The following is a 22,924-nucleotide window of genomic DNA, read 5'->3' on the forward strand; positions in this document are numbered from 1 at the left end:
CCGGGGGCAAGGGATCACCTTCGTCAAGACCCCGCTCTGCCAAACGAACGGCATCAATCTTCAGGCGCATTGCGCTACCCCGCCTGCAGCCTGACGGATTACGCGCATTCGAGGCGCGCTCATTTTGCCCAGGATCACGGGCTGCTCTCCGGACGGAGACCGCCCAGCCAAAGCCGAGCGGGCCAACCACTTGGAATCGAAGACGACGAGCTTTCTCTCGTGGTGCCAGCATCAACGTTAATAAATCAGACTTGCGAGCCGTTTCTCAGTTCGGCCCGCTGCCCTGAGAATCACAAAGCGCGATCCCTTTTGGCAGCAGCGGATCAGGTTCTAGGCGCCCGCTTCGTTGTCGGATGCCAGTTCGCCTCCGTAATTGTCTGACGCAGGCGCGACGATCGCCGTGGCCTGGTGCGCAACGTTGATCCAGCCTTCGCCGCGGCGCGCGTACACGCGCATATGACGCGCATGCTTGGTCGGTTGCAGGCCTTCGGCAGTGCGAATGTCAGTATGATAACGCCCGGTCAGGACAGCGGTGTCGCCGTAGATCGTGGCTACATTCTCGTCGATGATGAATCTTTCGAAACGATATATGCCCTTCCGCAATCCATCGATGAATTCTGTCTTTGTGCGCCTCTTGCCCGAGCTTTCGACATGGACGTACGCCTCGTCGGTGACACGATCGAGGGTATCTATGTCGACCTCGACGAGCGCACGCGCCCTGGCCTCATCCAGCGCAAGCAACCGCCGAACTTCCCCCTCGCTCGTCGTCATCGCGGATTCCGGATGAGCTCGTGTCGCTTCATTGTCGACCCGGCCAACAGGCGAGCAACATATCAATCGCAGCGTCCAGTTCTTTCTTCGTAGCGCCGTCGGCCCGCTCGATGGAAATGCCGTTAAGGAAAGTCATGATCGTGGCGGATAACGCCGACAGGTCCGCGTTCAAGGCCACTTCACCGAGACGTTGGCCCTCATTCAGACGGACTTGCAGTGCATCACGCAGCCTCTGACGGGCCTGCCGAAGTACCATCTGCGCCGTCCCATCTCCGCCCGCGCCCCACAGCACCAGCAGACATCCGGAAGGACGATCAGGAACGGTTAAACTGGCAACCCTTGCTGCGGTTTGGGCGAAGCGTCGCGCCTAAACCTCGTGTGAGCGGCAAGCCTCCGGTTCGGCCCAGCGGGCTCAGAATACCGTCGTTTTGGACGACAGCAGTCTTTTGCTCGCATCTCATATTCGCAGGATGGCAAACCACTTTATACGGAAGTTCTAGATGACCTGGACGTTTGTCGGTCCCGACCAATTCTCGCCGTTCGCCTTTAGGACGCGAACGGCCGGATCCGCCTAAACCTGCCGATCTGGTGCCTTGAGCCGCCGGACAGCAGCGTCTCCGACATTGCCGCTAAATGGATCACCACGGCTTCTCAAAACCGGCCACAGAGAATGGCGGACCGCCCCATCTCTACGCTCCGATGCGCGATTTAGGCAAAGCCAAGCGTGCCACCTGGTGCCAGCGCCTGCAGCCACTTGCCGCCCCGCGTCACGTTTCCAATCGGGAAGCAGCCCGCGAGCTATCTGTCAGTGGCGCTTCGCTGCTCCGCAGGCGTCGCCGCGCGGTGCCCGTAACTGAGGACGCTGGTGATCCGCCAGGCGCCATCCTGCTTCGCCCAGACGATCACAAATTTGGCAATCCCTTCGCATCGTCCCGTCGCCAGTTCGCAAAAGCGGTGTTCGCCTTCCTCGATGGCACCATAGTCCTTGATCGGATAGACGCGGAACGTTGCCGGGATCAGCTCGCGCTTCACCTTTCCGCAAATGTATTTGCGAACGCCATCGACCATCGCGTCACGCTCGAACGTCGCACCGCCGGTGTCGTGGTAGAAGGCGACCTTCGGATCAAAATAGCCGGAGAAAGTCGGCAGGTCGCAGCGGTTGTAAGCGCCGAACACCTTCGCATCGAGCGCGCCGATCTCCGTCGTCAACAGATCGGCGGGGGGCGGCACGGACGTGGCGAGCAAAGCTGCGGCAACGGCGATCGCGGTCATCATGCTCATGGCCCTGTCAGTTCATCTGGCCGCGGAGGAAGGCGATCAGCTTCGGATCGCTCCCCGTGCGTTCGAGGATAGGCAGGATGACCCGCCAGCCGTTGTCGCTGTTGGTTAGGATCACGATGCCGTCGCCGCTCGGGCGATCGATCGCGGCGAAGGTGAAGGCCCCTGCATCCTTGCCGGTGTGGAGCATCGTCGTGCCGTCGGGGAAGCCGAGGAGCTGCCAGCCCAGTCCGAAGCCAGTCCAGGGCGGACAGGTGGCCGCTTTCGATCCGGCACATATTTCGGGCGTCAGGTCGCCCTGCGATTTGCTGCGCTCCGCCGCTAAAGACGCGACCAGATGCCGGTCGTTGCGGACATCAATGAGGAAGCGCGCATAATCACGCGCCGTCGCGTGTGCCAGATCGGCAGCGTTGTATCGCGTCACCCGCTCGACCGGCAGCGGCTTGCCTGCGTCGTCGTATGGCACGGCGATCGGCACCGTCTTGCCTTGCGCCGACACATAGCCCGAGCCGTTCATGTGGGCGGGTGCGAACAGCCAGCGGCCAGCAAGCGTCTCGAACGATTGCCCGATGCGGTGCTCGGCGTAGCGCGCCGCATATTGATACCCCTCGCCCGAATAGCCAGTCGTCGTGCCGGGATCATGATCGAACGCCAGTCCCTTCGCGTCGCGCCAGTTCGGCAGGCCGGTGCGATGGCTCAACGCCATGCGGACCGTCAGTTTCTTCCGCCGAGGTTCGCGCGACAAGTCGGGATCGCTCCAGTAGCGATCCATCGGCTCATCAAGGCACAGCTTGCCAGCCGACACCAGTCGCAGAATGACCTCCGCCGTCAGCGGCTTCGTCAGCGAAGCGAGATTGTATGGTGTGGAGACGGTCGCCGTACGGTTCGCCCCCACTATACCCCAAGCCCCAGTAGAGACGATCTGTCCGTCGCGGATCACGGCAATCGATGCGCTTTCCACGCGCTGTTCGCGGAGGGTTGCGGTCATATCCGACAGCGGGGTCTTTGTCTCAGCGTCCGCCATCGAGGCGCAAGCCATCAATGCGACCATGCCGACGCGAATTTTTCGCTTCAACGCGCCAACTGTATTATTCATGTGCAACAGTTAGCGGCACTGAAATTTGTCCGCAACCTTGACCGCATTTGCCAACGATGTGACAGACCTGAGAACCCGTATGAGAATTCCGAAATGGCATCCTTTCCAGGATACTCGCGAACGGCGGCTCTCGGTTGAACCTGCCGGTCGGCGAGGCCGCTGTGGATTACATGTTTGTCCCGTTTCCGACGATCGTGCCTAGTGAAACCGTCCCATCGAAGACCTTCAGTCGCTGATTCTCCGTTGACAGCAGCGGTCCGTCAGCTTTTCCATTTCGGATGCCTCAGGTCAGTCAGGTGACCGGCGGGCTTAGCGCGATCATCTCGGATAGCGGCCTTACTGAGGAGCGCAGGATCGATCCGATGAGGGCCGGCCCTTTCAGGGGATGCTTATCAAGCCATGCCCCCCTGACTGCGTTCATGGCCAGGAGTGGGAGCTTGCTCTGAGCCTTCACGCATCGACGATATTTCAGCGGCTAGTCGTGCCGCATCAGCCAGACGCGTCGCCCACGCTTCTTGTCCAGACGGGTTGCCGACAAGGTCTTGTCGCACCTCGATCTCGGCATAGGGGAGGTTTCGCGGGAACGCGTGGAACGGAACAGTGTAATCGGTCTCATCCATGGCGTAAGGCTCGTTATCGCCAACGATCAGGTCAGCCTGCTCCGCAAGTGCATCGCGCAGTCCAAGGGCAAATTCCGTCCGTCCCGTACCGTGCAGTACCCCGACGTCCCAAGGACGGGTCAATCCGTCCATCTTCGGCGTGAAGCTGTGCAACGACAGTAGGATAGTCTCCTCGACGGAAGTACGCCGAGTATCAAGGATCACTGCGATCGCGGCATGATAAGGTCCGTGGATCGCGGCGCTCCGGGCATGGCGTGCCCGATCACTCAGATGCCGATTTGCGGGAATGGGGGTACCGTCCGAAACCTCCGGGATAGCGTCGGGCCTTGCGGGCAGGCGATTGCAGTCGATGACGAGACGCGAGTAGGCCTGATGCACGAAAGGCGCATCCAGCAGACGCGCCAAGGCCTGGCCGAGACCTAACACTCCGATGTCGATTGCTATGTGGCGCCTCAGATCATCGCGTTGCAAACCAAGGGATTGCAAGCGATGCGGAACTGCAGATCCTGCGTGGTCGCCGATTATTAGGAACGGCGAGTTTCCTGCGGCGTTGAACACCACAAACGGCGCCGGATCTCCCGGACCCAGCACCTTCTCCGCCGTGCGCCCGCTCATCAGGAAACCTTTCCATGCCGTTGCTGACGATCCACCACAAAACGCGGTATCGCTACCAACAGCCTGTTTCGCTCGGTGAACATCGCATCATGATGCGTCCGCGCGAAGCGTTTGACCAGCGATTGCTGTCCGCGCGCCTCATCATTGACCCTGAGCCCAGTGAACTGCGCTGGCTGCACGACGTATTCGGCAATTCGGTCGCCGTCGCCTCTTTCGAGCGCCGCACTGCAGACCTGACAATTACCAGCGAGGCGACGCTTGAGCATGCCCCGCTCGATCAGACGCAGGTGGACGTTGAGAATTATGCGCGCTTGTTTCCCTTCACCTATTCAGCAGAGGACATGTCTGACCTTCTGCGCTCGATTGAGCGGCAGCACCTCGACCCGGAGCGCATCGTCGACAATTGGGCCCGCGCGTTTCTCAACGACGATGCAAGCACCGGGACCATTTCCCTGCTGACCGAGATGGCAACCAGCATCAAACGGGACTTCACATATGTTCCGCGTCATGAAAAGGGCACCCAGGTGCCGATCGAGACTTTGAAGAAGCGCCGGGGGACCTGCCGCGACTTTGCCGTCCTGATGATCGAGGCGGTTCGCGCGCTCGGCTTTGCGGCGCGTTTCGTCTCGGGCTACGTCTACAATCCGTCCAAGACAGAGGGCGTGGTCGGCGGCGGCAACACCCATGCCTGGGTCCGCATCTTTCTTCCCGGCTCCGGCTGGGTCGAATTCGATCCCACCAACGGCATCATCGGCAATCGCGGGCTCGTCCGCGTCGCGGTGGCGCGCGATCCCTACCAGGCATTGCCGCTGTCCGGCACCTGGTTCGGCCTGCCCGCCAGCTTCCTTGGGATGGACGTGACGGTGGACGTCCACCGGGCCGATCCCGAACAATTCCCCTCCACCGGTCATGGGGCCGTAAACAGCCGCCACTCCGGCGCTTCAGGAAAGTGACACTCATGTTGATCCGCTGCGGCTACGATATCCGCTTTGAAACCGAAACAAAGACCGCGATGATGGCGATGCTCAGCCTTCACCCCTCGCGCCACCAGGACCTGCGCACGCCCCAGCGCCTGCTGGCCGACCCCGATATTCCGCTCTATCAGTTCGAGGACGCCTTCGGGAACGTCGCCACGCGCCTCAGCATACCGGCAGGCGGCGTGACGCTGTCCTGCGAATTTGTCATCGAAGACAATGGCGAGCCGGACATGCGCCCTGCCAACGGTCCGCAGATGCCGGTCGAGGACCTTCCGGATTTCGTCATGCCATTCCTGCTGGGCAGCCGTTACTGCGAAACCGACCGCCTCATGGACGTGGCCTGGAGCAACTTCGGCCATTACAGCAACGCCCGCGACCGCGTGGATGCGATCGTCGACTTCGTTCACCGCCATATGGAGTTCGGCTACCACTATGCCCGGCCCGACAAGACGGCCTGGAACGGCTATCAGGAGCAGCAGGGCGTGTGCCGCGATTTCGCTCATCTCGCCATCACACTGTGCCGCTGCATGAATCTTCCAGCGCGCTACTGCACGGGTTATCTCGGTGACATCGGGGTGCCCGCCTCAGACTCGCCGATGGACTTCAGCGCCTGGTTCGACGTCTATATCGATGGCAGCTGGTACACGCACGATGCCCGCCACAACAAGCCACGCATCGGCCGTATCCTGATGGCACGGGGGCGCGATGCCACCGACGTTGCCCTGACGACCGCGTTCGGCCCGGCAAACCTGGTGCGGTTCGACGTCTACACCGACGAGGTCCAATCCCTTGAATGATCCGCTGACTAACCCGCTTCTGCGTCCCTGGGACGGTCCGCTCGGCGCCCCGCCCTTTGCGCAGGTGCGGGCAGAGGACTTCCTGCCCGCGTTCGAGGCCGCCACCGCTTGGCACCGCGCGGAAGTGGCGGGTATCGCCGGGCAGACGGAAGCGGCGACGTTCGAGAACACGATAGCCGCCCTGGAACGGTCGGGCGACGTGCTCGGCCGGGTTCGCCGCCTGTTCTGGACGCTGTCCTCGGCGCAGGGAACTGCTGCCGTCCGCGCGATCGAAGGGAAGGTTTCGGCGCTGCTCAGCGCGCATTCAATCGCGATCAACCACGACTCCGCGCTTGCAGCGCGCATTGCCGCCGTCCATGCCTCACGCCATGCCGCTGGCCTAACGCCCGCGCAGGTACGTCTGGTCGAGGCCAGCTACGCCGGCGCCCGTCGAACAGGGGCGGCCCTGCGCCCCGAGCAGAAGGTACGCTTTGCCGAGATAGACGCACGGCTTTCGGCGCTCTCCGTCCAGTTCGGCCACAACGTCCTGGCGGCGACGGCCGACTGGGTACTGGACCTCGGCGCGGACGACCTCGACGGGCTGCCCCCCTCACAATGTGACGCCGCTGCAGCGCGCGCCGCAGCCGCAGGGGCCCCGGGCCGATTCCACGTCAGCCTCGATCGCACCGACTATGAAAGTTTCCTGGGCTTCTCCCAGCGCCGCGACTTGCGCGAGAAACTGTGGCGCGCCTTTACCGAGCGTTGCGACGGTGGGGCGCAAGACAACTGGCCGGTCATAGCCGAAATCCTCACGCTCAGGCATGAGCGGGCAACCCTGCTAGGGTACGCCGACCATGCGCATTACGCGTTGGAGGACAGCATGGCCCACATGCCTGCCGCCGCGCTCGATCTGCTGCAGCAGTTATGGGAGCCCGGCAAGCGCCGCGCTGCCGATGAGGCGGCGGAACTGCAGGCGCTGATTGATGCCGAGGGCGGCGGGTTCAACTTGGCTCCTTGGGACTGGCGCTTTTACGCTGAGCAGGTGCGCCGTTCGCGCTATGCGCTGGACGGCGCGGCGGTGGCGCAGCATCTGCGTCTGGACGCCGTCCGGCAGGCCGCTTTCGATACGGCCGCCAGACTCTACGGACTGTCCTTCACGCGCCGCGCGGATATTCCCGGCTATCATCCCGATGTCTGGGCCTGGGAAGTGCGCGACGAGGGAGCTGGCCCTGTCGGGCTGCTGTTCACCGACTATCTCGCCCGGCCGGAAAAGCACGGCGGGGCTTGGATGGGCAGCCTGCGCGTGCAGGAATCGATGGACGGCGAGGTGCTTCCGGTCATTTACCTCGTCGCCAATTTCGCAGGCGCACCGCCGCCGGACACCGGAGCCACGCGCCTCTCCATCGACGAGGCGCGCACGCTGTTCCACGAATTCGGTCATGCCTTGCATGGCCTGCTTTCTCGCGTCACCTATCCCAGCCAGTCCGGCACCGCGGTGGCCCGCGATTTCGTCGAGTTTCCGAGCAAGTTGATGGAAAACTGGATCGTAAGCGGGGAAGTCCTGTCCGGATTCGGCGTACCCGATGCGCTGATCACCGCGATCCGGAACGCCGCGAGCTACGGGCAGGGTTTCGCGACGGTGGAACTCATCGGCTGCTCGCTGATCGACCTTGCCGTGCATGGCTCACCGCAGGCCGCCGCCGATCCCCGCGCCTTCGTCGAGGCCGAGCTTGAGCGGCTGGGCATGCCGCCAGCAGTCGGGCTGCGGCATCGCTTCCCGTATTTTACGCATATATTCGACGGCGGCTATGCCAGTGCGTATTACAGCTACGCATGGTCCGAAGCGCTCGACGCAGACGTCTTTGAAGCTTTCGTAGCCTCAGGCGACATCTTTGACGCCCGACTGGCCAAGCGGTTCCGTGAGGAAATCTTGAGCGTCGGCGACACTCGCGACCCAATGGAGTCCTTCACTGCGTTGCTTGGCAGACCCCCCGATCCGAAGGCTCTTATGCGGGCACGAGATCTGGTAGACGTTTGAACTGCCGAACGACACTCCGGTCTGGATCAAATTGAATTAGGTGCCAGCGAAGTGCGGCGACTGGATCTGAAAAAACTTCGGGAAACGTTACGCAGTGGATTCCCGCGCTCGTCAAGGGCAAGGAAATGCCCGACACTGGCTATATCGGCAAGCCGCTGGGCGGAAGCTGCCGGTTCAACAAGGGCCTCTTCAATCGCCCTGCCCCCCCTTCCCCTGCAATTGGTTCTCGCAGGCCGGCCTCGGTGTGTCCTCGATACGCAACAACTGTAGCCACCTGATGCATCTGATCCATCTACGCGGCCCGGTCAGATCGGATCCAGATCCTGGCGAAACGTCAGCGCCGCATTGTAATGGTGCATCGCGGGAAAAACCTCGAAACCGAAAGAGGTGTCCCTGAGGTAGGCGCGCTGGCGCGACCAGATCCCCGAATTATTCCCGTATTCACCGAAAATCGTCGCACTCCCCGACGACCAGACCTTTCCGAGCGTGGCGCCGGGTGCGAGACCTGACGAGATGATTGCCACGCTTCATAGTGAATTCGGGGCTATTATGGAATGGGCATCGCCGCACGAAACCGCCGGAAACCACTGCGGATCCGGATCCGTGTATGCGCCGATGTCGATATCTGTGGTTGCGGGAGCCTGCAACCACATCGCCTCAAATGGCTTATCACGTTTGAGTTTGCAGGAGCTGTCATGAAGAAATCGACGATCGCCATCGCTTTAGCCGGCACCACGATGGTGCTTGGGGCCTGCGCCTTGATCCCGCGGCCTGGCCCAGTGGGCAACTCTGCAGTTCCGCAGCCCTCAAAGGCGGTAGACGTGAAGCGATACTTGGGCCGCTGGTACGAGCAATACCGGTACGAAGCCTCATTCCAGAAAGATATGGATGACGTCACTGCCGACTACTCACTGGATGATGACGGAACCTTGAAAGTAGTGAACAGGGGCCGCCGAAATAACAAGTGGAAGGAATCAACTGGCAAGGCCAAGATAGTCGACGCGGCTATGAGTGCCAAGCTTAAGGTGTCGTTCTTCGGCCCTCTCTATGGCAACTACTGGGTGCTGGATCACGGTGAAAATTATGATTGGTCCATCGTCGGAGAGCCTTCGGGGCGCTACTTGTGGGTACTTACTCGGGAAGCCCGGCCTGACGCTGATTTGCTCGCCAGATTAGAAGCTCGAGTGAAGACGCTGGGTTACGACTGGTCGATGGTTCGTCGCACCAAACAGTAATATTGGAGCAAGGTTGATAAAGAGCGACATGCAGGATCTATTGTTGCCATCAACCCATCATCTGTTGATCGCCGGAATTATCTGAATCTTCAGATGGCATCGGCGGGGCACGAGTCCCTTGCAAATGTTCGGGCCCGCAAAGTTCAATTTAACACCAAGGATCGCGCTTGGAAACTTGGCTGGCGGAAGCGCGAATCTGCCCGCCGAGATCGCCCCCTGAAATGCCAAGCCCCAAGCGTCCCACCGCGGCATTCCTCTTGGTCAATCCAAGCAGATTAAAGGCACGCGGCGAGCGCGGATTACCACGCCCGCGGGGAAGCAATACCGATGAGGCTGCCCGGCAGGGTTTGCCGGGAAACTGCCTTGCTCGGGGCGCCGCTAGCAGACGGTGGTAGGGTCGATTAGCCAGAGAGCCTGGACGCGACCAGATCGGCCGTACTTATCTTTAGCGCGACAGGGTCCATTTGAACGCTGAGGATAGTCCGGCAAGACGGGCACTGATACGACACGGCCTTAAATCCCTCCGTTGAGAACGGAACCTTAGCGTCGACCGGCTGAATATAAACATTCGCGATCGTGTTTTCGCACTTGGGACATTTACCTCCATGAATCGACATGATCATCCTCCCCATCAGAAGTGAATTCGCAGGAAAAACGAGAGCCGCAAAACAGTCAAGGCCGGATTCATAGGATCGGGAACCCGCAACTCCGCAACGGCCTCACCCTAGACGCTTCCCGAATAGTAGCTGGCGCGATGGCTGTTCGCGCATGTGCTTTTCGCACCGGCGTGTCGTAGTACGTCAGCACCAAAATTGATCTCTAGACAAAGCATGCCTTCATAAGACCTCCACTCCCCGAACCGGTTGAAGCGCCGAAGGTGAATGCGCCCAGGTAAACAATCGCATTGGGGAAACGGCGTGGCTGCCTGTCTTCGTCGTCGCCTCCTCCTCCAAACCTTGAAGCGCGGGGCGCTAAAACGCCTATTAAGTCCTTAAGTTCCCGGCCCGCGATCGAACACACATTCTTTCGGACGAAGCGAGAGAATCGCTTGTCATCCACTTTTGTTTGGCGCAGCAATACCTCGCGACCCGAAAGAGATGAGCGTGAGCGACTCTCTGGATAACTACCCGGCCTCTGCAGGCCGGGTATTTTTTATCGCAATCAAGTCGAGTGTGCACAAATACACGATTGATACAACGATTCCGTTTTCAAGCCCCGCAAGCAGCTCTATATTGGGCCCTTACCCCGTCGGGTCGCACCAAGGGGGCGCCGGTGCGTGCCCAAGGCACCACCGGCGCAATCCTGCAGGTTTCAGGATGGCATGCTGCGGGCAATCGCCCCAGCGCATTTCAGCATCGTTTTCGCTGATTTCCCAATCGCGCAAATGAAATAACTTATTCAGCATTTAACGCGCCCCGATGCACCGGATGTTGCCCAGGCTAAGAACCGAGGCCTGCGCACCCGAAGATTTCAGAAACTGACACAAGACGCGGCCGATTTCCTGACCGCTGATCTGGTCGCACTCGACATCAAGTCCAAGATTAACGCCCAAATGCTGGATCTGCAGTGACAGCGTGACCTCAACTTGGTTCACGGTTCCACGAGAGTCGCCGCGGACTTCTTGCCAGGCGGGGTTGCCGCGCTTGCCGAAGATCTTGAAGCCCGCATCTTGAATAAGTCGTCACAGACCTTTCTATGCAAGGTTTCAGGATGACAAAGCCAATAGGTTGAATACATTGCGCGCCATGACTGAAGCCGGGTCTCGCCGGTTTGTGAGATTTCACGACATGCTGCTTTACCTCGGAATGCGCCTCGAGCCTCAAGGACGGGCCATTATCGGGCTGTTTGAATGGCTCGGTGAAACTCGCCATCCGGATACTGGCACTCATTATGGGGAGAAACTGGCCCAACTTGCGCGCCAGCATCGGTAAAGTGTGGTGCCGGCGAAAGTTCAGAGATCCGCGAGCCCTATCAAATGCTCAGCTCGAAAGGTAGCTGCGAGGCACAGCGCGACGGCTTACCTGGAAGCCAAGTCAGTGATCCCGCGATTTGAGGTCAAGCTCAAGTAGGATCGAAGCGGTCAGCGGCCAACCCTTTACTCAACCCACCTTATGCGCAGGCTATTGCCTTTCAGTGGTTTGAGGCCTTAGGGAACGACCTGCAGCGTCGCCTCTAAACGAGCGTTTGCTGCGAGCGTCGACTGGGATCCCCAAATGCCCCCAGATGGCGCGGAGGGGCCGCGGTGTCAGCGAGTGCCACGGTCCCTCCAATTTTGCGACAATGTCGGCCTATCTCGTTCAGGGTATTCCGCATATCGTTTCGGTTAGCTAACTACATGGTGTCCGGCGGGGGTACTGAACGAATACGACCCACGTTCAGAGCTGGTGGCAGCGCTTCCATACCTTTGCTGCCGCTGGCCACAATCGGCCGGAAGCGTCCGACCTTGCTCGATTCCTATGGCATCGGCTGTAACCTTGCACGGCCGTGTTTCTTGACCGTTCCGGCGCTATGCCACTTTGTAAAAATACTATGTTTTCCAGGGATGGCCTCGCTACATGCTCTTTTGTCGCCGGGTTTAAGGCGCAAGACCGTTGAGAGCGGGCTCATCGCCACAGATAGTGGCGGGCACTGATGCTTGCTATCGTCTGGTTAGGCGCTGCGACTGGAGATCTCTCCTGATTGAACAGGGACGTATGGCAACTTCCACGAAGGGTTTGAGGTACCCGCCGAACGCGGGGAGCGCGGCACCTCGGAACTGCTATCCCTTTGAAGTATTATCTCATCGTCATCTCGCGATGGCGCCACGGTGGCGGACCCTCCCCCGGCTACACCGTCAGAGGCCGTCCCTTTAGCGAGGGACGGCCTCACTCCTCCAAAGCCGTTCGGATCAGAATTAACTTCTTGCAAGCGATGGAAATGTTGGCGCCGCTGAGCGATGATGCCGCGGGGCGCTCCTGTACCCTCACAGAAGCTCTGCCCTCCCTGAACGCGCTGCGGCGCATGCGACAGACTAGACCCCGGGCAGATCTCAAGCGGTCCCCGGGGCCTCTTTTCTTCACATATCCTGTGAGGCGCCCGATCGTGGTTCGCGGGCGGTGCCACGGATAGCCTCCCCGCTCTCTAAGCAGCAAGATATCAGTATGACCACTGCGGAAAACAGCCACTTCACCTGGTGTTTCATGCTGGATAACCATATTTTATATCCGGAACGGCCTAGGGTCAGATCGCCGAAACAGCATGCAGGCCCTTGACCTCGAGAGCGGAAATGCAAAATATATTGGACGGCGGAATCACCGCCAAAGCGAGGAGAGTTGGAAGAAAGGAGGCAAAGCAATGTCCCTCTCCAAATTTCATCATCCGTTCGAGTTTATGGGGCGTCCCCAGCTCGAGCCGGAGGTCAAGCGTGCGATTCTGGCGTCTTGGATTTGCGACGCTCACGCAGCCGAAAACCGCCCCGATCTGAGGCGTCCGCCTGGCGGATCGCAGGTCAACCGGCTTGTCGACAAAACGTCTGCTATGCGCAGCGCTGATGCTCACGAGGCGTGACCATGTCGGAGCAGTTATTCACCCTCTTGCGCCAAGAGCGCGAACGCTTGGAAAGAGCGATAGCGAAAGCAGAAGCTGAAAAAGGACATCCTTCCGAAGTGAAGCGCATGAAAGTGCTCCATAGGATAGTGAATGAGCAAATCTGCAGTTGGATGCGAGACCTTTATGGCACCGATCCACAGCGGTTGAAACAAGCCGCATAACTCCAGAGATGAGCCGGAGGCCTGAACTCCGGCTCATCACCGGGACGCATCTCTGCTTAACCTGGGACGCGGGCACAGGCGCGGAGCGCGGACGACGTTTGGCCGGTCTGTCGCAGCCCAGCCTGCTCGGCATGAACCGTCGCTTCTCGGGTGCCAATCGCATCCCGTAGGAACTAGTTTCACCGCAGCGCAGAGTAAGCCACGATCACGCTTCTGCATTGACTATCCGTCACATCTGTCCCCTTCCATCTTTAATTTCCCTCCTCCGCAAGCAAGAGCTACTGGCTAAGACATTCTTATTGAAAGGCAATTCCATCCAAACCCTGCCAACCCCCGGCGGTGATTACTGTCCAAACGCGGCCTAAATCAATTTCCCAAACCCGTATTTGAGACTGTGTTTCTGCCTGCTCGCTTTCAAAAAAGTCTAGCCTTCGATCTGAAGCAGCTGCGCGACCACGGAGATGGCAATCACATCCGGCTCTTTACCTGTCACACCGGGAATACCGATAGGCGCCGTGAGCCGGGCGAGGGCATCCTCACGCACCCCGTCAGCCAGAAGCTTTGACCGGAATCGGGCGATTTTGGTCGACGACCCGATCAGGCCCACGAAAGACAAAGGCGAGCGCCTCATAGCCGCAAGCGTCAGACTGTAGTCCAATGGATGATCGTGTGTGAGGATAGCGAGGGCAGCATCGGCCGGTGCTTCTGCCACACAATGCAATATCTCCGTCTCCTGCATCACCGTGACCCCGTCGATGGCCGCCATTTCGGGCCTCGTATCAAACCATGCAAGTTGTAGGGGGAGGCCAATCATGTGCCGCACGATTGCCTGACCGACGTGTCCTGCCCCGAAAAGATAGAACGGGCGGAGTCGCTGGCCTACCGGCTCAACGATGCGGGCGCCGATGTCGGGCCTTTCGCCCCGCGCAGACTGATGCGTTGCCGTCTCCTGCCGGAAGACGGCGCGTTCGATACGACTTTGTCCTAGTGTCGTCACCAGCATGTGGCCTGGTTCTGCATCCTGCAGCCAGTCAAGCCCGCCGGGGTCCAGGTGCTCGATCAGCAGTCGCACCCGCCCACCGCAACACTGGGCGAGCAGCGGACCAAGCGGATAGTCTTGCACCCGCCAGGTTCCAACAGGCAAGGACAGTACGGCCCGGGCCTGTTCGAGTGCCCGGTATTCCAATTGGCCGCCGCCGATCGTGCCAAACTGGCCGCCTGCCGTCGCTACCATGCGCGTGCCGGCCGCGCGCGGCGCGGAGCCTTCGGTGGCTAAAATAGTGACGAGTGCGCAAGGTTCATCTGGCAGGCGGCCAAGCCAGTCAATCCATTGCGTCACGGTGAGGCAAATTGGGCTATGGCTGCCATAACCCGCTCGGGCGTAGCCGGTGCATCAAGCTGCGCCATTTCCCGGCCATCGGGTGCAGCTGCTGCAATGGCACGGTTAAGGGCTGAAAACACCGAAATGGCCAGCATGAAAGGCGGTTCGCCGACCGCCTTCGATCGATTAATGGTGGGTTCGATGTTTTCTCCGTCCCACAGGTTCACAACGAAATGCTTGGCCCGATCGGACGCCGTAGGGATCTTGTAGGTTGCCGGACTATGGGTAAGGAGCCGACCTTCGTGGTCGAACACGAGGTCCTCAGTCGTCAGCCAGCCTTGCCCTTGCAAAAAGCCGCCTTCGATCTGCCCCTTGTCTATCAGAGGATTAAGCGAGCGGCCAACGTCGTGGAGGATATCGACTGCCAGCACTCGGTGTTCGCCGGTGAGCGTGTCAATCGCCACTTCTGAAACCGCAGCGCCGTAAGCGAAGTAATAAAACGGTCTGCCTCGATGGGCTGCACGGTCATATTGGATGCCCGGTGTTGCGTAAAAACCAGTGGCAGAAAGAGAGATACGCCCTATGTGCGCCTTGCGAGCAGCTTCCGCAAAAGTCATTCTTTCCTCGCCAGCCGTTACACCCTCGAGAGAGAACGCAACGTCCCCTTGCCTGCATCCATACAGGCGGGCAAGGAAAGCAGCGAGCCGCTCGCGGATGGTCATTGCCGCATTATGCGCGGCCATGCCGTTGAGGTCCGCCCCCGAGCTGGCCGCGGTGGCCGAGGTATTGGGAACCTTGTCGGTTCGGGTTGCCGTGACGCGCACCTGTGTGAGTGGCACCGCAAAGACGTCGGCAACGATCTGCGCCACTTTCACATGGAGGCCCTGCCCCATTTCGGTGCCGCCGTGGTTCAGCTGGATCGAACCATCCGCATAAAGGTGGACCAGAGCTCCCGCCTGATTGAGATGCGTCGTGGTGAAGCTGATCCCGAACTTCACCGGCGTCAGCGCAATGCCTCTCTTGATCACCGGGCTGGCAGCATTGGATACTTCGATCGCCCTCACTCTCGCATCGTAGTTTGTGTCGCTGCGCAGCCGGGCGATCAACGCGGGGGCGATGTTATCGCTTACCATCATCCCGTAGGGCGTAACGTCCCGGCCCGGGCCGTAGAGGTTCGCAACGCGAACTTCTAATGGTTCTTTTCCCAGCGCAATAGCGACGTGATCGATGATCCGCTCGATTGCGAGCATACCCTGCGGGCCCCCGAAACCGCGAAACGCCGTGGCTGACACGGTGTTGGTCTTCAGCCTTTCAGAAACGATCTCGACGTCTGGCAGGAAATAGCAATTGTCGACGTGGAACATCGCTCGGTCGTTGATCGCAGGAGAAAGATCCTGGCTCGCGCCGCACCGCGATGCGAGATGCAGCGAAAGTGCCAGGATCTGTCCGGCCGCGTCGAACCCGACCTGATAAGCTACCTCGAATTCATGGCGCTTGCCGGTAAGGATCATGTCGTCGTCACGGTCGACTCGGAACTTCGCAGGTCGCCCGGTCTTGGCAGCAACCAAGGCCGCGGCAGCTGCAAAGCCGGTCGCCTGCGTTTCCTTGCCTCCAAAGCCGCCACCCAACCGCCGCACTTCCACCGTGACATCGGCAGAAGAAAGGTTCAGCAAGTTGGCAACCAGATGTTGCACCTCGCTGGGATGCTGCGTGGAGCACAGCAGGTGCAGCTGTCCATCTTCCCCCGGGGTTGCCACGCAGATATGGCCTTCCAGGTAAAAGTGATCTTGCCCTCCCATCGCAAATTCGCCCGAGATGCGCTGTGGAGCCGCCGCCAGAGCCGCGGCGCAGTCGCCGCGTGCCATGCGCTGAGTTTCCTCGATACGGCTGCCTGCCTTACGCGCTTCAGCAATGGAAACGGCAGCGGGCCGTTTCTCGTAGACCACCTTGCCAAGCCGCGCAGCCTTTCGCGCGCTGCGCTGGCTGGTTGCAGCAACAAGGAACAAGGGCTGGCCAGGAAACACCACTTCTCCATCTGCCAACATGGTTTCATCATGGCGAACCGGCCCAGTGTTGTTTTCTCCCGGGATGTCAGCGGCAGTAAAGACCGCCACCACGCCTTCCGCCGCGCGCACTGCCGATAGGTCCATAGATACGATCCGCGCGCTAGTCTCGCTCGCCTGCCCGAAAGCGAGGTGAAGCATGTCTGATGGCTCAGGCGCATCGTCAGCATATCGAGCAAGACCGGTGACGTGCAGATGAGCAGAATCATGCGGATTGTCTGGCTTCAAGCCGGCGCTCCAGGTGTGATCACGTTCAGCCATCTACGGCTTCCACCTGCAGCACGGAAATGCCGGCGCCCTGTTCCCGAAGCCAGAGGCGGCGCAGCAGCATAGCCGCGGCATCGAGACGGTAGCGCGCCGAACCACGTACATCGCTGAGCGGTGCGAAGTCGGCGCGCAACGCCTCGGCAGCAAATGCGAGCGTTGCCTCGCTGAATGGCGCGCCGATCAAAGCAGCCTCGCAGCCTCGAGCACGGCGGGGCGTCGCTGCCATACCGCCAAAAGCGACTCGCGCATCGACGATCAATCCTTGGTCGAGGGTTAGCTTGATCGCGCCGCAAACTGCCGAGATATCGCTGTCGAAACGGCGCGAAAGCTTGGCGATGTGTATGACGTCCTCCGGCTGGGGACGCGGGATGCTGATGCTTTCTACGAACTCACCGGCCCGGCGGTCCTGCTTGCCGTAATCTAGGAAGAAGGAATCCAGCGGTATTGTCCGGCGTCCGGAAAGCGAGCGCAGTGTCAGCTGCGCTCCCAGGGCGATGAGCCCCGGCGGCCCATCGCCAATCGGCGAGCCATTGGCAATGTTGCCGCCCACGGTTGCAGCGCTCCTCACTTGCAATCCGCCGATACGCCGCACCAGTTCTCCAAGGTCCGGATGAAGTCGCGCCATCGGCCCGTGCGCCTCGGCATAACGGACCGCGCCACCCAGCCTCAGGTTCGATGGGCCTTCGTCTATCTCGCTCAGGTCGGCCACATCGCCGAGGAAGATCACCTCACCGAGATCCCTCAGCCCCTTCGTTACCCACACGCCCACATCGGTTGCGCCTGCCACCATTACTGCCTGGGGATGGTCCGCAAGAAGTATCGCCAGTTCATGCGATGTGCGCGGGGCAAACCACGGTTGGCCGCGCCATTCGCCCTTGGTTCCGCCTTCACCGATGGTACTGAGCCGCGCCGCCAAGGGGGCCTCATCCAGAACACGCGTTTGGACTTGTTCGCCAGCTTCGATGATGGGCCCATAACCGGTACAACGGCACAGGTTGCCAGAAAGCATATCGGCTACCGGCAGGTCGCATCCAAGCGCGCCGATGGCCTTTCCCTGCAGCGACATGACGATTCCCGGGGTGCAAAAGCCGCATTGCGATGCACCATTGGCCGCCATGCAGGCCTGTACGCGATTGAGCCGGCCATCGGCTGATAGACTCTCGACCGTCCGCACTGCTTTACCATGAAGCATGGGTAGAAACTGGATGCAGGAATTGACAGCGCGCCATCGAATCTGGCCGTTGGAAGGTGCGCCGACCAGCACCGTGCACGCCCCGCAATCCCCCTCGGCACATCCCTCCTTCGTTCCCGTCCGTCTGCAGGAATAGCGCAGGTAATCGAGGAGCGTCGTGCCGGGATCAAACTCGGTCAATTCGCAGGCGTGCTCGTTAAGTAAAAACCGGACTGTCATGGCGGACCTAGCTCCCCCGATACGTCGAATAGCCGTGGGGCGAGATTAGCAAAGGTACATGATAATGCCCCGCTCCCGCCACACCGAAAGCTATGGGCACACGGTCGAGGAACGGCGGCTGCGACAGAACGATGCCCTTTGCCCGGAAATAGTCCGCGACCGAAAAGGTCAGTAGATAGGAGCCGGGCCCGAGCCTCGGTATGCCAGGGCACCGTCCATCCGCATCGGTTACACCGGTGAAAAGCACACCGCCATCGGCCGCGGCAAGCTCCAGCGCTATTCCCTCGGCCGGACAACCGAAAGTCGTATCGAGGACATGGGTCGACAAACCCGTCATGCAGCTTCCCCCTGGCCCGGCAACTGGTCTGGCGCCGGCCAGCTGCCCAGAAACTCTTGCTCATCGTACGTCAGGAATTCGGCCATCAAGGCATCGCGATCATCGAGGAACAATTGATTGGCCAAGCCCTTCAACAGGCGCGGCAAGGCATTTTGCAGCCCCGAAAGCGCCGAGGCCGATAGTCCAAGGCTGACCAGCGCGGAGTAATTGAACGCAAACAGGCCGTGGATCCGCGCAGGATCCGCGCCCTGTCGCGCAACAAATTCAAAGGCTGGTCCAAGATATGGATGCGCATCGATCAAGGCATGACGCGGGCCAGACGGCGTCACACGCTCACCCCAACGCAAGATAAGATCGGCCACGTCGGCCAACTCAGGGCGTAGTCCCGGATCGCTTATAAACCCTGTCGAAACCACCACAAAATCGAATTCGTGGCTTGCCTGCGGCGTAGTCACCTGAATGAGCCCATCGCGCGCGGCCACATCGAGCCAAGGCGCGCCAAGATGAAGCGCGAAGCCGGGCTTGGCAGAGGCGTTCTCAAAGGAATCGTTCGTGGGAGGCTGGTTGTGCCCGAGGAAGCAGCGCATCGCTGCATACTTGGTCTCATCGTCGAGCGCCGGGTAGCGGGCGGTAAACCCTACGCGCTCCATGAAACGGATCGGGTTGACGCGGGGCAAGTCCTTGCGGCGGATAAAGACTTCCGCAGCTGCTACACCCTGAGAAAGCGCAAAGCCAGCATTGTCGAAGGCCGAAGCACCGCCGCCTAGAATGCCTATGCGCTTGCCATGAAGAGCAGCGAAGTCGATCGGTTCGCTGGTGTGGGCCCAGAGCCCCCGCGGCAGATTTTCCCGAACCACCGGCGGTGTATACCACTCGCCTCCGCCTTGAATACCCGTTGCAAGAACGACCTTGCGAGCATGAACCGGCGCGCCTTCGGTGAAGTGCAGGCGGTGCAGCCCTTCCGCCTGCAGAGGCTCGATCCGCACCAGTTTCGCGTCATTTTTCACGGGTAGCGCGAGCACGCGGCGATACCACCGTAAATATTCCATCCAGTCTCGGCGGGCAATCTTGTCGACGCCGGCCCAGCCCTGCGCCCCATGCTGCGCTTCCCACCAGGCACGAAAAGTCAGCGAGGGAATGCCGAAGTCGATGGGATTGAGATGCTTGGGCGTCCGCAGTGTCACCATGCGCGCATAGTTCTCCCATGGCCCTTCGAAACCGGCCGGGTTCTCATCGAAAACCATCGCATGCGGAACGCCCTGCGAACGCAGACCAAAAGCGACTGACAAGCCGCACTGGCCGCCGCCAATTACGGCCACATCAAGAACCCGTGCCCCTTCAAAGTCACGAGGGCGCACCCATTCGGGACGGTTGTGGCCGATCAGTTCGAGTTCGCGCGCAAGCTGCGCTTCGAGTGCTGTCAGGCCTATCGCGCTCATGTCGGATCCTCCAGCCTCAGGCGCACGATTTCACCGATCTGTTCGAGCGCAGCGCCGATTTCCTCCTGCCTACCGTTCTCGAGGCGACGTTCCATAGCCGCCAGAATGCTGTTCTTGTCGTTCAGACGCACACAGATGATGAAGGGAAAGTGGAAGCGCGCGCGATAGGCCGCGTTCATGGCGTGGAAGCGTGCGAACTCCTCCGGGCTAAGCCTGTCGAGCCCGGCGCTCGCCTGCTCGATGGCGGAAGCCTTGGTGAGAGTCCCGTCGATCGCTGCCTTGCCGCCCAATTCCGGGTGCGCGCGGATCAGCCCAAGTTGTTCCTCGATATCGGCCTCGTACATCACCGCGAGCAGATCTGCATGACGATCGCCCGACGACGGCCTGGTATCTGCGCGCGCCTCGAGCCATGGACTGTGTTCGAACAGCGAGGTCACGAAACGCCATCTTCAGGGCTGACATTCCCGGAAACAACCTTCCAGCCATCGCCGAAGCGAACCCAGGTAAGTGTCTGAAGATCCCCGTGCTCGGAGCCGTCGCGCAAGAGCTCGGTTTCGACGGTAACGAACCCATCCCCATCAACGGTGATCACGGCCCGGCCCAGCAGTTGCCGCGGAGAATCCCTTGGAACCTCGCGGAACGCAGGAGTTTCCTCGAGCTCGTAAATCACCTCGCCACCGCGGTAACGGTTCTTGGTAACGACCTCATGGACCAGCGCGCCCTTCGCCGGAATGTCGTCCGCCATCAAAGCACTTTCATATGGATGAAATGCAGCGCTTGTTTCGGCGTGGAACCGGGGGGCCTCGATCGTCAAGCCCCTGCTCCCTGATAAGGATGGTGCCTGATCCAGTGCCGGGCTATGTCGATACGACGCGCCACCCAAGCTTCTCCGCTGGACGTGACATGGTCGAGGAAACGCGCCAGCCAGCGGGCGCGGCCGGGCTTTCCGGCTATGCGGCCGTGCAACCCTACCGACATCATTCGGCCGCCCTCCTCGCGCAATTGGTCGAACGTGTCGCGCATGTGGCGGAAGAACTGCTCGCCTTCGGTAAAGCCGTTAAGCGCAACGATCTTCATGTCGTTAACGTCGAGCGTGTAGGGAACGATGAGCTGCGGCCTACCATAACGGTTGTCCCAATAGGGCAAGTCGTCGGCGTAGGAATCAGCGTCATAGAGAAAGCCGGCCTCCTGCGCCACGATCTGCGCGGTGCGCGGCGAGGTGCGGCCCTGATACCAACCCAGGGGACGACTGCCCGTCAGCTTTTCGTGAAGGCAGATGGCCTCCGCGATGTGCGCCCGCTCGGTGGCTTCCGGCACGGACTGGTAGTCGATCCAGCGCAGCCCGTGGCTGGCGATCTCCCAATCTGCATCAAGCATGGCGGCCACGGCCTGGGGATTCATCTCCATAGCCTTGGCAACCCCGAACACGGTAACGGGAAGCTCGCGCTCGAGGAAAAGGCGGTACAACCGCCAAAACCCGGTGCGGCTACCATATTCATACAAACTCTCCATTGCCATCGCCCGGTCCGGGTAGCTCGCCGCGCCAACCATCTCGCTAAGGAAAGCTTCCGACCGTGCATCACCGTTGAGGACGCAGTTCTCGGCGCCCTCTTCGTAGTTGATGACAAATTGCACGGCTACACGCGCGCGGCCGGGCCAACGCGGATCCGGCGGAGTACGGCCATAGCCAACGAGGTCGCGAGGCTTCATGCGTCCCAAGCCCGCATGGCGGCGGGGACTGCTGTGCCCGGCGGCAGGGAGTAGCCTTGCATGCCAAGGCAAGCCTCGAGCGCCGCCAGCGTAAGTAGCACCTTGTGCTTCATCGCATTGTATCCCATCGCTCCGATCCGCCAGATCCTGCCCTCAAGCGGGCCAAAGGCAGTGCCGATTTCGATCTCGAACTGCTCCCGCATGGCCAGGCGTACTGTCTCGCCGTCGACATCTTTCGGGACGAACACGCCGGTAACGTTGGTCATGCGATGAGCATCCTCCCCGAAGATCTCGAGTCCCATCGCGCGAAGGCCTGCCGTCATCGCCCTCCCCGCGGCTTCATGGCGGGCATAACGCGCGGCCAGCCCCTCCTCCAGCACGATGCGCGCACACTCCCGCGCCGCATAGAGCATCGAGGTCGCCTCGGTGTGATGGTTAAGGCGCTTGTCCGACCAGTAGTCCATGACCATGGCGAGATCGAAGTAATTGGACACGATGCGCGGTCCTTGCCCGTCTGCAATGTCGGGGCGGCGAATGCCCTGCTCGAGATGACGGCGCCGGGTTATGTGTTCGGCGGCCGTGTCGGAAATGGTGATCGGTGCTGAGCCCGAGGGACCTCCCAGGCATTTCTGCAGACCGCCGCTCACCACGTCCACCTCCCAGCGATCGGCTGCCAGTTCCATCCCGCCGATGGTGGCGGTAGCATCGACGTAGCTGAGCGCGCCCGCTGCGCGGCATAACGCGCCAAACCCATCCAACGGCTGGACCATGGTGGTCGAGGTATCGCCGTGGATCGTCGCGACCACTTTCGGCTGGCAGCGTGCAATGCCCGCCGCAATGGCATCGAGAGATACGATCTCGCCCCAAGGAGCCTCGACGGTCTCGACGACCGCGCCGATACGAGCGAGGATCTCGCCAAGCAGCAGGCCGAAGCGACCAAAATTGACCACCAGAACCACGTCTCCCGGTGCTACGAGGCTGACCAATGCCGCCTCTATTCCCGCCCGGGCAGTGCCGTCGACAAGCATGGTCCAGCGGTTCGCGGTGCCGAATATCGGCCGGTACAGCGCCATGACCTGATTCATGTAACCAGTCATCTCCGGATCGAACTGTCCGAGGAGGTCGGCGCTCATTGCTCGCAGGACGCGTGGATGAGCGTTGATCGGGCCCGGCCCCATAAGCAGGCGCTGGGGCGGATCGATCTCTCCCAGCAACAGCATC

General features: G+C 60.7%; 21 protein-coding genes. 6 read left to right on the top strand and 15 right to left on the bottom strand.

What is annotated here, in order from left to right; all coding sequences use genetic code 11:
• Positions 1-330: 330 nt before the first annotated feature.
• The 5 genes from ACZ1J6_RS24845 to ACZ1J6_RS24865 form a co-directional block, all read right to left on the bottom strand.
• Positions 331-771 (bottom strand): nuclear transport factor 2 family protein, encoded by a 441-nt coding sequence (locus ACZ1J6_RS24845; RefSeq protein ID WP_465128387.1) that lies wholly within the window; start codon positions 769-771, stop codon positions 331-333.
• Positions 772-799: 28 nt separating this feature from the next.
• Positions 800-1,027: a hypothetical protein gene (locus ACZ1J6_RS24850; protein WP_465128388.1), complete on the bottom strand. Its 228-nt coding sequence runs from the start codon at positions 1,025-1,027 to the stop codon at positions 800-802.
• 542 nt (positions 1,028-1,569) lie between these two features.
• Positions 1,570-2,046 (bottom strand): nuclear transport factor 2 family protein, encoded by a 477-nt coding sequence (locus tag ACZ1J6_RS24855; RefSeq protein WP_465128854.1) that lies wholly within the window; start codon positions 2,044-2,046, stop codon positions 1,570-1,572.
• Between the two features lie 13 nt (positions 2,047-2,059).
• On the bottom strand, positions 2,060-3,145 hold the full coding sequence (locus tag ACZ1J6_RS24860; RefSeq protein ID WP_465128389.1) for a serine hydrolase domain-containing protein: 1,086 nt from the start codon (positions 3,143-3,145) through the stop codon (positions 2,060-2,062).
• Between the two features lie 392 nt (positions 3,146-3,537).
• Entirely contained in the window at positions 3,538-4,380 is an 843-nt protein-coding gene (locus ACZ1J6_RS24865) for an N-formylglutamate amidohydrolase (protein WP_465128390.1), read from the bottom strand.
• 14 nt (positions 4,381-4,394) lie between these two features.
• Between ACZ1J6_RS24865 and ACZ1J6_RS24870 the strand changes: the two genes are divergently transcribed.
• The 3 genes from ACZ1J6_RS24870 to ACZ1J6_RS24880 are packed head-to-tail and all read left to right on the top strand — an operon-like array spanning position 4,395 to position 8,171.
• Positions 4,395-5,333: a transglutaminase family protein gene (locus tag ACZ1J6_RS24870; RefSeq protein ID WP_465128391.1), complete on the top strand. Its 939-nt coding sequence runs from the start codon at positions 4,395-4,397 to the stop codon at positions 5,331-5,333.
• Between the two features lie 5 nt (positions 5,334-5,338).
• Positions 5,339-6,154, top strand: coding sequence for a transglutaminase-like domain-containing protein (locus ACZ1J6_RS24875; protein ID WP_465128392.1), 816 nt, complete (start codon positions 5,339-5,341; stop codon positions 6,152-6,154).
• On the top strand, positions 6,147-8,171 hold the full coding sequence (locus ACZ1J6_RS24880; RefSeq protein WP_465128393.1) for a M3 family metallopeptidase: 2,025 nt from the start codon (positions 6,147-6,149) through the stop codon (positions 8,169-8,171). Before ACZ1J6_RS24875 ends, ACZ1J6_RS24880 begins: the two co-directional genes overlap by 8 nt.
• A 305-nt stretch (positions 8,172-8,476) precedes the next feature.
• Here the strand turns inward: ACZ1J6_RS24880 and ACZ1J6_RS24885 are convergent, their stop codons facing one another.
• Complete coding sequence (locus ACZ1J6_RS24885) at positions 8,477-8,695, bottom strand: hypothetical protein (RefSeq protein WP_465128394.1); 219 nt, start codon at positions 8,693-8,695, stop codon at positions 8,477-8,479.
• A 171-nt stretch (positions 8,696-8,866) separates the two neighbouring features.
• Here ACZ1J6_RS24885 and ACZ1J6_RS24890 point away from each other — a divergent pair, with 171 nt between their 5' ends.
• The 3 genes from ACZ1J6_RS24890 (at position 8,867) to ACZ1J6_RS24900 (ending at position 13,155) form a co-directional block, all read left to right on the top strand.
• Positions 8,867-9,406, top strand: a complete 540-nt coding sequence (locus ACZ1J6_RS24890; RefSeq protein WP_465128395.1) for a lipocalin family protein — start codon at positions 8,867-8,869, stop codon at positions 9,404-9,406.
• A gap of 3,333 nt (positions 9,407-12,739) precedes the next feature.
• Complete coding sequence (locus tag ACZ1J6_RS24895; protein WP_132270082.1) at positions 12,740-12,952, top strand: hypothetical protein; 213 nt, start codon at positions 12,740-12,742, stop codon at positions 12,950-12,952.
• A 2-nt stretch (positions 12,953-12,954) separates the two neighbouring features.
• On the top strand, positions 12,955-13,155 hold the full coding sequence (locus ACZ1J6_RS24900; RefSeq protein ID WP_465128396.1) for a hypothetical protein: 201 nt from the start codon (positions 12,955-12,957) through the stop codon (positions 13,153-13,155).
• A gap of 424 nt (positions 13,156-13,579) precedes the next feature.
• Here the strand turns inward: ACZ1J6_RS24900 and xdhC are convergent, their stop codons facing one another.
• The 9 genes from xdhC to ACZ1J6_RS24945 are packed head-to-tail and all read right to left on the bottom strand — an operon-like array spanning position 13,580 to position 22,923.
• A complete protein-coding gene (xdhC, locus tag ACZ1J6_RS24905) occupies positions 13,580-14,494 on the bottom strand; it encodes a xanthine dehydrogenase accessory protein XdhC (protein WP_132270085.1) in 915 nt (304 codons plus the stop codon).
• Positions 14,491-16,800, bottom strand: a complete 2,310-nt coding sequence (gene xdhB / locus ACZ1J6_RS24910; protein WP_465128397.1) for a xanthine dehydrogenase molybdopterin binding subunit — start codon at positions 16,798-16,800, stop codon at positions 14,491-14,493. The genes xdhC and xdhB overlap by 4 nt, the downstream gene beginning before the upstream one ends.
• Positions 16,793-18,217, bottom strand: coding sequence for a xanthine dehydrogenase small subunit (gene xdhA / locus ACZ1J6_RS24915; RefSeq protein WP_465128398.1), 1,425 nt, complete (start codon positions 18,215-18,217; stop codon positions 16,793-16,795). Before xdhA ends, xdhB begins: the two co-directional genes overlap by 8 nt.
• A 7-nt stretch (positions 18,218-18,224) precedes the next feature.
• The gene (gene uraH / locus ACZ1J6_RS24920) at positions 18,225-18,554 is read right to left on the bottom strand and encodes a hydroxyisourate hydrolase (protein ID WP_132270090.1); all 330 of its coding nucleotides are present in this window, start codon (positions 18,552-18,554) and stop codon (positions 18,225-18,227) included.
• Positions 18,551-19,993, bottom strand: coding sequence for an FAD/NAD(P)-binding protein (locus tag ACZ1J6_RS24925; RefSeq protein WP_465128399.1), 1,443 nt, complete (start codon positions 19,991-19,993; stop codon positions 18,551-18,553). Before ACZ1J6_RS24925 ends, uraH begins: the two co-directional genes overlap by 4 nt.
• Positions 19,990-20,430 carry a 2-oxo-4-hydroxy-4-carboxy-5-ureidoimidazoline decarboxylase gene (gene uraD / locus ACZ1J6_RS24930; protein ID WP_132270094.1) on the bottom strand — a complete coding sequence of 147 codons (441 nt, stop codon included), beginning with the start codon at positions 20,428-20,430 and terminating at the stop codon, positions 19,990-19,992. The genes ACZ1J6_RS24925 and uraD overlap by 4 nt, the downstream gene beginning before the upstream one ends.
• Positions 20,427-20,807 (bottom strand): AtzH-like domain-containing protein, encoded by a 381-nt coding sequence (locus ACZ1J6_RS24935; RefSeq protein WP_465128400.1) that lies wholly within the window; start codon positions 20,805-20,807, stop codon positions 20,427-20,429. The genes uraD and ACZ1J6_RS24935 overlap by 4 nt, the downstream gene beginning before the upstream one ends.
• Positions 20,804-21,703: an allantoinase PuuE gene (gene puuE / locus ACZ1J6_RS24940; protein WP_132270098.1), complete on the bottom strand. Its 900-nt coding sequence runs from the start codon at positions 21,701-21,703 to the stop codon at positions 20,804-20,806. Before puuE ends, ACZ1J6_RS24935 begins: the two co-directional genes overlap by 4 nt.
• Positions 21,700-22,923: a pyridoxal-phosphate-dependent aminotransferase family protein gene (locus tag ACZ1J6_RS24945; RefSeq protein ID WP_465128855.1), complete on the bottom strand. Its 1,224-nt coding sequence runs from the start codon at positions 22,921-22,923 to the stop codon at positions 21,700-21,702. Before ACZ1J6_RS24945 ends, puuE begins: the two co-directional genes overlap by 4 nt.
• Between the last annotated feature and the right edge of the window lies 1 nt (position 22,924).

It is taken from the genome of Novosphingobium sp. BL-S-21 (genome assembly GCF_055521655.1).